9 protein-coding genes and 1 pseudogene are annotated in these 7,313 nt (G+C 48.2%); 5 read left to right on the top strand and 5 right to left on the bottom strand.

The window, feature by feature from the left end:
* On the top strand, positions 1-417 hold a 417-nt coding region (locus tag EFBL_RS20930; protein WP_216640718.1), incomplete at its 5' end, for a hypothetical protein.
* A gap of 410 nt (positions 418-827) precedes the next feature.
* The gene (locus EFBL_RS10145; RefSeq protein ID WP_096182025.1) at positions 828-1,751 is read left to right on the top strand and encodes a S66 peptidase family protein; all 924 of its coding nucleotides are present in this window, start codon (positions 828-830) and stop codon (positions 1,749-1,751) included.
* Positions 1,752-1,795: 44 nt separating this feature from the next.
* On the opposite strand, the gene EFBL_RS10140 is transcribed toward EFBL_RS10145, so the two are convergent.
* Positions 1,796-2,632 carry a LysM peptidoglycan-binding domain-containing protein gene (locus tag EFBL_RS10140; protein WP_096182024.1) on the bottom strand — a complete coding sequence of 279 codons (837 nt, stop codon included), beginning with the start codon at positions 2,630-2,632 and terminating at the stop codon, positions 1,796-1,798.
* 186 nt (positions 2,633-2,818) lie between these two features.
* Between EFBL_RS10140 and EFBL_RS10135 the strand changes: the two genes are divergently transcribed.
* A complete protein-coding gene (locus EFBL_RS10135; RefSeq protein WP_096182023.1) occupies positions 2,819-3,742 on the top strand; it encodes an alpha/beta hydrolase in 924 nt (307 codons plus the stop codon).
* Between the two features lie 35 nt (positions 3,743-3,777).
* The gene (locus EFBL_RS10130) at positions 3,778-4,392 is read left to right on the top strand and encodes an NAD(P)H-dependent oxidoreductase (protein WP_096182022.1); all 615 of its coding nucleotides are present in this window, start codon (positions 3,778-3,780) and stop codon (positions 4,390-4,392) included.
* A gap of 42 nt (positions 4,393-4,434) precedes the next feature.
* Here EFBL_RS10130 and EFBL_RS21215 read toward each other — a convergent pair.
* Together EFBL_RS21215 and EFBL_RS10120 are read right to left on the bottom strand one after the other, a co-directional pair.
* Positions 4,435-4,608: pseudogene (locus EFBL_RS21215) on the bottom strand (CGNR zinc finger domain-containing protein); the annotation flags it as partial.
* A gap of 47 nt (positions 4,609-4,655) precedes the next feature.
* Complete coding sequence (locus EFBL_RS10120) at positions 4,656-5,099, bottom strand: winged helix-turn-helix transcriptional regulator (RefSeq protein WP_096182020.1); 444 nt, start codon at positions 5,097-5,099, stop codon at positions 4,656-4,658.
* Positions 5,100-5,331: 232 nt separating this feature from the next.
* Between EFBL_RS10120 and EFBL_RS10115 the strand changes: the two genes are divergently transcribed.
* Complete coding sequence (locus tag EFBL_RS10115; protein WP_096182019.1) at positions 5,332-6,120, top strand: MBL fold metallo-hydrolase; 789 nt, start codon at positions 5,332-5,334, stop codon at positions 6,118-6,120.
* Here the strand turns inward: EFBL_RS10115 and EFBL_RS10110 are convergent.
* A complete protein-coding gene (locus EFBL_RS10110) occupies positions 6,086-6,889 on the bottom strand; it encodes an alpha/beta hydrolase family protein (protein ID WP_096182018.1) in 804 nt (267 codons plus the stop codon). The two genes, EFBL_RS10115 and EFBL_RS10110, sit on opposite strands and share 35 nt — an antisense overlap.
* A complete protein-coding gene (locus EFBL_RS21650) occupies positions 6,877-7,239 on the bottom strand; it encodes an alpha/beta fold hydrolase (protein WP_096182017.1) in 363 nt (120 codons plus the stop codon). Before EFBL_RS21650 ends, EFBL_RS10110 begins: the two co-directional genes overlap by 13 nt.
* Positions 7,240-7,313 lie beyond the last annotated feature (74 nt).

The following is a 7,313-nucleotide window of genomic DNA, read 5'->3' as shown; positions in this document are numbered from 1 at the left end:
ACCTCTGCGGATGATTCGTCCCGCGTTGTCGACATGGACGTCGACGCTCTTAGCGGGGCTACCTCAGTCGATGCTTTCGCCTCGCCTTTAGGGGCGGGGCAGCCGCATCGTATTCAAAGAATCAATCGTGGCTCCCTACACGATTCAGTTTTCAAAGAACGACTTGACCCGCAGGATGTGGGTCGTTCGACGTTTCGGCAGGAAATCCTGTCCGTCGCGACAAGAGCTATAATATCACGTACTATGTTCCGCTTCAATCCATTGAATAAAACAAACACAAACAAAAACCGGATTTTAACCGCTTCAACTGCTGTTATTGTCCGCTATGCTTTCTGTTTCTCCAAATTTGCATGGATTAAGCGTATGGATTCTTCTTCAATCAGAAACAATAACCCCATGAGGAATCCGGCAGTTTAACACTAAAGTCCCTCCCGTTAAAATCCTCCAGCTGCAGCGGCTGTAAGCGGCCCAAAGGAAACATCATGCCGCCTGCGGCCAAATCCTCTGTGACACTGTTGATCGTTACGATGTTTTTGATTCCGCATCGTACTCCCATAAAGGTACCGGAATCCACTTTTGTAATCCAGAAAACTGACAAAAACTCCGGGCAAAAACAACATAGCAGCAGCGACAAAGAGACGGAAGAACTTGAACAATTGCCATTGACATGTCCGATACAGAGGATGGCCGGGCCAAGACTGCCGTGTCGAATTATCGGTCAAGCATAAGAGTGACCTAATTTATAGGGGAAAAAATGGAATGTGTAAACGGGCAGACAAATACATATGTATCGGAGGACAGCTAAATTTAGGGAGGCTTGAAAACATATGCCAATCAGACCGCCCATTCTGCAGAGGGGAGATACGATTGGAATCGTCACTTTGGGAAGTCCGTTAGGCGCCAATATCATAAATGAACGGGTACAAACCCTTCGCACCATGGGTTTTAACGTGATTCTAGGCAAGAATGTGTACGCTTACACCGGGTTTCTTGCAGGACCTCCCGAACAGCGGGCAGCCGATCTGATGGACATGTTTCGAAACAAGGCAGTTAAGATGATCCTGCCCTCCCGCGGCGGAGTCGGAGTGGGAGGAATCCTCCCTTATCTCGACTTTGAAGTGATTCGACAGAATCCCAAAATTGTGACCGGGTATAGCGACATTACCGTCCTCTTGAATGTACTCTACCAATATGCAGACCTGATCACTTTTCATAGTTTGCTTCTGATTGATTTCCGGCGGGAGACACCCGCGTACAACTTTAATCAATTCTTTGCGGCAACCTCCACCCTGACAGCGCCCCGACAGATTCAGAACCCTCCTGGAATCCCTTTGATCAGCCGGGTGCAGGGAAATGTGACAGGCAGGGTCGTGGGAGGCAACCTGACCTCCTTTGTTGGTACTTTGGGCACCCCTTACGAGATTGACACACGCGGCAAAATCATTCTGATTGAGGAAACCCATGAACCGGTCAACACTGTGTACCGATTTGTCTCTCATTTGCTTCTGGCTGGAAAGTTCCGTGACTGTGCGGGGATCATTATCGGACAATGCACCGATTGCCAGATCGCCTATGGGACAACCTTTGACGACATGGTAAATGCTGTGCTGGTTCCGCTTGGCAAGCCCTTAATGACCAACCTGCAAACGGCCCATGGACTCTACAAGGCCGCCATCCCAATTGGCGCCAATGTCAATCTGAACACCTATAACAATACTCTGACCGTTCTTGAGCCAACAGTTAGCGCATAGCAGAAGGAGCCTGTTCCACAAACAGGCTCCTTGTTCAGTATTGTTTATCTTTGAGATTCCCACCACTTCAGGTATGGATAGGGATCGACCGGTGTCCAGGAAGGGGATGTCTTGTAAACGCCAAAGTGCAAATGGCTGTCAAACTTGCCTTCGGTTCCCTCCGGACCATAACCGGTGCTTCCCACATATCCGATCAGTTGGCCTTTCTTGACGGCGGATCCCTTGGAGAGTCCTTCTGCATATTTGGAGAGGTGTGCGTAATAGAATACTGTCGAATCATTCACTCGGATCGTCAATCGATATCCGCCATACTGGTTCCAACCGTACTGGACAATCGTACCGTCCATGACGCTGTATATCGGAGTTCCTTTGTCAGCCATGATGTCCACACCTTCGTGCGGCCGGGAGCCTGACCCGTCAGGATTCCAACTCCGTCCATCCCGGTATGTGTTTGCAAAAGGTTTGTACGTCCCTTTGGCCAACGGAAACATCCCATCTGCAAAAGCTGCCGGTTTCTGTACGGAAGGTCTGCCGACAGAAACCGGTATCTTCAATTGCTGTCCAGGGTAGATTTCATAGGTTTTCAGATTGTTAAGTTTGACGATGGCATTCGTTGTTGTGTTGTACTTGTTAGCGATTTTCCAGAGTGAATCGCCGCGAACCACCGTGTATGTAATGGACTTTCCGGGAATCACCAGAGTCTGTCCGGGATAGATGGTGTCTGTCGTAAGATTGTTGGCTTTCATCAAGTCGTTGACTGTCACATGGTTGGCTTGGGCAATTTTCCAGAGCGAGTCACCGGGCTGTACCGTATAGGCCAGCGCTGGCGATGCACCCAACATGAGGCTTGCAACGGCGGCAAGAAGCAATGCTTTCTTCACTTACTAATCCTCCCCTGACATTCCAATAGTTGTCTCTATTTAGATTGTAATAGGGAAAGAAGGGACATGAGAATACGCCAAATAATGGGAATCAAGAAACGCTGTTGACCAAATTTTTATAGACCTGCATACTACTTCCAAGGAAGTCGATAATTTCATGGACTGGCGAATGGAGGTCGTTCGGATTTGAACCAAGCAACCTTTTCCTTTCCTTCTGTTGATGGAACCGAAATCCATGTCTATAAATGGACACCGGACACAGAAGTCAAAGGCATCGTTCAAATCGCCCATGGGATGGCAGAACACGCAGGCCGGTACAGCCACTTTGCCGAGGCATTGACCGGCGAAGGATATGCCGTATACGCCAATGACCATCGCGGACATGGTCGAACTGCGGGTCAACAGGAGAACCTTCTTTACTTTGCCGATGAAAACGGATGGGAGTTGGTTCTAGAGGACATGCATCAGCTTTCCCAACTGATCAAACGGGAGCACCCCGGTTTGCCGCTGTTTTTGTTAGGGCACAGTATGGGATCGTTCTTGGCCAGGAGTTACATTCAGCAGTATGGCGGAGAGTTGTCTGGAGTTCTACTGTCTGGAACCGGTGGAACACCCGGTATTCTGGGATACATCGGTACCGCCCTCGCCAGAATGGAAATCCGGAATAAAGGGCGAAAAGGAAAAAGCGCCCTCCTCACAAATCTTACCTTCGGAAACTACAACAAGGCGTTCCAACCTGCACGAACAGAATACGACTGGTTAAGCCGGGACTCAAACGAGGTCGACAAGTATATTCACGACCCGTATTGCGGAGGGATGGCAACCGCCGGTTTTTATGCTGACATGCTGACGGGAATTCAACACTTGGACAAACCCGAAAGGCTTGGAAAAATACCCGAAGACTTGCCCATCTTCCTTTTCTCCGGGGACAAAGACCCTGTCGGAAACAACTCCAGGGGTGTTTTACAAACCTACCGCAACTTCCGGAAGGCGGGAGTTAAGGATGTTTCCTGCAAACTGTACCCCGGGGGACGGCACGAGATGTTGAATGAAATAAACAAAGCTGAGGTTTACCGTGATGTGATTGATTGGTTAAACAAACACATTTAGAGGGATTCTATAGATTAGACAGGTGGAAAAAGAGAATGCCAAATTTTGCGGAAAAAGAAAAAAGGCCCTTTACGGTATACGTAGTTCTTGGGCACCCCGAAAGGAACAGTTTCAATCATGCCATTGCTGGCAAAGTGGCAGAACTTTTGCGTGTAAACGGACATGATGTTTATTTTCATGATCTTTATGAAGAGAAATTTGATCCGGTTCTCAGGGAATCCAAACTGTTCGAGAATGCTCCAATCAGTTCCGTGATTCAAGAACACTGCAGACAGCTCTCTGTAGCTGATGGAGTGGTTGTTGTTCATCCCAATTGGTGGGGACAACCCCCGGCCATGATAAAAGGGTGGATCGATCAGGTAATGCGCCCTGGCATAGCATACAGGTTTGTACAAGATGAGACAGGGCATATGTTCCCCCACGGGTTGTTGAGTTCCAAGACGATCCTTGTCATCAATACTGCAAATTCAACACACACAGATGGTCTGCTTCAAAAAATATGGGAATATACCTTTGTTTCTTGTGGAGTCAAGAACTTTCACTATCAGCTGTTGGGGGGGATTGCGGCAAGCTCAACGGAACAGCGAAAAGAATGGCTGGCAAAGGTGAAAGAAACAGTGCAGGAACTGTTTCCGCCATCCTTATCATGAGTTTTCCACGTTTGTCAGAAACGTCCTTCTCACCTGCTCCTCCTATTTTTCACGCCAGCGATGTTGATGACGGGCCACCTTCGTTCGATTCCCGCATATCCTCATCGAACACCACTTTCTTTTTCCGCTGGCATCCAAGAACAATAACACGCAAGCAGGGTTTGCACACCGGCGAAGGGTGAACTGTTGGCCGGATGGCCACAAGTGGAGCGCATCGGGGCCAACGTGATGAGTAGCATACTCGGATCTTCCTGGCTGCTGCATCAGGTATTTGCCGCTCTTGGTGAATTTGGGACATACTCCACTTCTTTAACGGTCGTATCGCAGTTTGGACAATAATAGTGAATTTTCACTTCATGGTTGCAATCGGTATGAACCAGCTTCATGTATTTTGGCTCGAGATGCCGGTTGCCCCAGATTGCCAATGCATTTAGTACATGTCTCAAGTCTTTTCCTTTTCTGGTCAACTCATACTCATATCGGGGCGGATGCTTTCTGTAGAGCTTGGATGACACGATCCCTTCTTGCTCCAGCATTTGCAAACGATCCGAGAGGATGTTAGGTGCGATTCCTGATAAAGAGGTTTTAATTTCATTAAACTTGCTAGTCCCATTCAGGAGTTCCCGAATAATCAACAGTGTCCACCGGTCACCGATCAGATCCAGTGTATTCGCAATATTACATGGGAGATTGTACTTTTTGTTCATACGTATCCTCCTTTTAAGCAACAGGTTATTACATATAACCCCAAAGCACAACTTACTATTGAATCGAAATTCAATATGAAAAGATAACTTGGTTGGAGGGAAGCCGCTTCAATGACATCACGATGCCCTGTAGCTCAAAAAAAGCAGCAAATGTTTTATTGGTTGTTTTTTTATACTTAGTTGTATATATTTATCTTGCAGGGACTTTCAATCCTTTAAGGAGGCTTTTATCATGATTGTTCAAAAGCTGTCTTGGGCAGGTATTGCAGTATCTGATGGAGAGACTTCCGTGGTAATTGATCCGATAGGAGATACCAAACATATCGTTGAGAGACCTTTAGCTGCTCGACTTGGGACTCCTACCGAACCGCTGTATCCGCTTTCCGAAATTCCTTCGGTAACAGCTGTGCTCATTTCACACGTCCACCCCGACCATTTTGATCATTTGTCGATAATGGCTGCATACGGTGAAGACATTCCGGTGCTTTTGCCAATCGAATCGGTGGAAATCGCACGGAAAACCGGACTGAAGAATGTCATTGGTGTGACCGTAGATGACCGGTTTACATACGGAAAGCTTGATGTGACTGCCAGTTACTCGGTTGACGGGTATGGAACTCCGCAAGTCTCCTGGGTCGTAGGGGGAAACGGGAAGAAAATCATTCATTGCGGCGATACGCTTTGGCATGGGTATTGGTGGAAAATTGCGAGACAGCATGGTCCTATAGATGTTGCTTGTTTGCCTGTTAATGGTGCGATTTTGGAAATTGAGGCGTTGCCTCAACAAAGCATTCTGCATGCCTGCATGACTCCCGAAGAGGCAGTGGAGGCTGCAAAATTGTTGCAAGCCAACAAGTTGGTGCCGATTCACTTCAATACATTTAAAAATCCACCCTACTATATCGAAACCCCCAATCTTCTAGCAAGGTTAATTACCAGCTCCAAGCAACGCGAAGTTGACCTGGAGATACTGGCTCCCGGAGAAACTACTGATTTGACAATTCTGGAAAAAGCCGTTTAAGGCGCCAAATATCAAATTTAAGGAACCCCGTGCGACCGGGGTTCCTTATGTTCATTTCTTCATTTTGCGAGGAGAGGGAAGCAAACAAAAGGGCCATCCCAATAAGTATTGCTACTATGGGAGAGCCCTTCGCAGCTTTATTGGTCACGCTGTATCGGTATAGTGAGTGAAGAGGGATATTTGGCGTCATGCCAGAACTGCAGATAGAACGTCTCAGGATCCGGCAGGAAAAAAAGGGGAGTCGCTCGGTGAGATTTCGATTTCCATTGCGTGACCCGAACCCGCCCGCATACAGTTTCAGGTTCCGATTTTCGTCCCGAATGGTATCAAATAGCGTCCTCACCTGCTCCACAGGAAACAATTCATCCTTCCAGGCCTGCAAAGCATAGATTGGAACGTTCCTTAGAAAGTCGGCCTGATGAACGACGGAACGAAGCGCCAGTTGCTGTTTGAACTCCGCCTCGTTGACTCCTGTTAATCCTTCAACCAGCCACAAAGGAAGATCCGTATTATAGTTTTGTTTGCCCGCCTTGTAACCCGCCGCAAACAATCCCAGATCATAGGAAGCTTTCATGACATCGTTGGGAACCAGTGCCTGCACGAGATCGGTCCATCCCATAATGGGGGCAATCGCCTTGACTTTGGGCCCCTTGTATCCGGGGGCATGGGTGGCGGCGGCCAATAAGTACGATTGCCCTCCTCCATAGGAAATGCCGGTTGATCCGATTTGATCAGGATTGACTTCGTACCTGTCAATCAGGAATTGCATGATCTCTGGCCAAAACCCCGGCAATCGTAGGTCAGAACCACATATCCGTTCTTTGCAAAACCGGGAGCGAACTCCTCGTAAGTGCTGCGATCCCCACCCCAACCGTGAATCATGATGACCGCCGGCCATCCTCCGTGTGGTGTGTTCCCATAAGGTTTGAAAAGAGAGGCAGCCAGGCGGACCCCGTCACTCATGGAGATCTGCTCTTCAAGTCTTTCCACGTTCACAGGAGTGGTCTCAGCATCCGTTGCCTGAACCCGTGTCGCCCACACGGCGGGACTGAAAGTCAAATAAAGCAGAAGAACGATCATAACCGTGAGTCGAGCGGCCTGAATTACAATATTTCTCACCAGCTTCCCTCCCCTATACATGACCGTTGACTGCATTACGGTTGACATTGGTACCTCTTACTTGATATTGATCT

Origin of the sequence: Effusibacillus lacus (genome assembly GCF_002335525.1) — a bacterium.
Lineage (GTDB): Bacteria > Bacillota > Bacilli > Tumebacillales > Effusibacillaceae > Effusibacillus > Effusibacillus lacus.
Note: the sequence above shows the minus strand (reverse complement) of the source record. Positions and strands in the feature narration are given on the sequence as shown.

Bases quoted from the DNA above. Each gene is read 5' to 3' on its own strand.
- EFBL_RS10145 (WP_096182025.1), top strand. From the start codon at position 828: ATGCCAATCAGACCGCCCATTCTGCAGAGGGGAGATACGATTGGAATC.
- EFBL_RS10130 (WP_096182022.1), top strand. From the start codon at position 3,778: ATGCCAAATTTTGCGGAAAAAGAAAAAAGGCCCTTTACGGTATACGTA.
- EFBL_RS10120 (WP_096182020.1), bottom strand. From the start codon at position 5,099: ATGAACAAAAAGTACAATCTCCCATGTAATATTGCGAATACACTGGAT.
- EFBL_RS10115 (WP_096182019.1), top strand. From the start codon at position 5,332: ATGATTGTTCAAAAGCTGTCTTGGGCAGGTATTGCAGTATCTGATGGA.
- EFBL_RS10110 (WP_096182018.1), bottom strand. From the start codon at position 6,889: ATGCAATTCCTGATTGACAGGTACGAAGTCAATCCTGATCAAATCGGA.